Source organism: Weissella minor (assembly GCF_001437425.1).
In the GTDB taxonomy this organism is placed as follows: Bacteria; Bacillota; Bacilli; order Lactobacillales; family Lactobacillaceae; genus Weissella; species Weissella minor.
This window is the reverse complement of sequence record NZ_JQCD01000030.1, coordinates 1-790: the sequence shown is the minus strand read 5'-3', so window position 1 is coordinate 790 and position 790 is coordinate 1. Positions and strand designations below refer to the sequence as shown.

The 790-nt window shown below is 46.7% G+C and carries 5 tRNA genes and 1 rRNA gene; all 6 read right to left on the bottom strand.

The features are described from left to right. Positions 1–85: 85 nt before the first annotated feature. A tRNA-Arg gene (locus tag IV67_RS06680) sits at positions 86–159 on the bottom strand. A 7-nt stretch (positions 160–166) separates the two neighbouring features. Beyond that, positions 167–250: transfer RNA gene (locus IV67_RS06675), tRNA-Leu, on the bottom strand. Between the two features lie 2 nt (positions 251–252). Further along, positions 253–324, bottom strand: a tRNA-Gly gene (locus IV67_RS06670). A 6-nt stretch (positions 325–330) separates the two neighbouring features. Then, positions 331–403 (bottom strand) — tRNA-Thr (locus IV67_RS06665). A gap of 64 nt (positions 404–467) precedes the next feature. After that, a tRNA-Val gene (locus IV67_RS06660) sits at positions 468–540 on the bottom strand. A gap of 6 nt (positions 541–546) precedes the next feature. Beyond that, positions 547–663, bottom strand: a 5S ribosomal RNA gene (gene rrf, locus IV67_RS06655). Positions 664–790: the final 127 nt, after the last annotated feature.

Below are 790 nucleotides of genomic sequence, written 5' to 3'. Positions count from 1 at the left end.
CCTGCGACCCCCTGGTCCCAAACCAGGTGCTCTACCAAGCTGAGCTACGTCCCGAACAAACATTTTAAATATCAAAGATATTTAATGCACCTAGCAGGAGTCGAACCTGCAACCTTCTGATTCGTAGTCAGACACTCTATCCAGTTGCGCTATAGGTGCAAAACCATGCCGGCTACCGGGATCGAACCGGTACGATGTTCCCATCGCAGGATTTTAAGTCCTGTGCGTCTACCTATTCCGCCAAGCCGGCAAAGCGAACTACGGGATTCGAACCCGCGACCCCCACCATGGCAAGGTGATGTTCTACCACTGAACTAAGTTCGCATAAGATGCCGACTAAAGGACTCGAACCTTCGACCCTCGCTTTACAAGAGCGATGCTCTACCAACTGAGCTAAGTCGGCATGATACTCACAAAGTACCTGCTTGGTAAATAGATAGTCATGATTTTTGAAACTTTCGTTTCAATGGACGATACAGGGATCGAACCTGTGACCCCCTGCTTGTAAGGCAGGTGCTCTCCCAGCTGAGCTAATCGTCCATAAATGCATTGCGATGTCCTATCCTCGCAGGAAGAGATCCTCCAACTACTTTCGGCGCTATTGAGCTTAACTTCTGTGTTCGGTATGGGAACAGGTGTGACCTCAATGCCATCATCACAACACGCAACTATTACTAGTCGTACGAGATTTAATTATCTCAAAACTGAACCATATTGTCAAGTTTAAATTCATATATTATAAATGAGCCTTACACCACGTTGTTCAACTTGGTTAAGTCCTCGAACCATT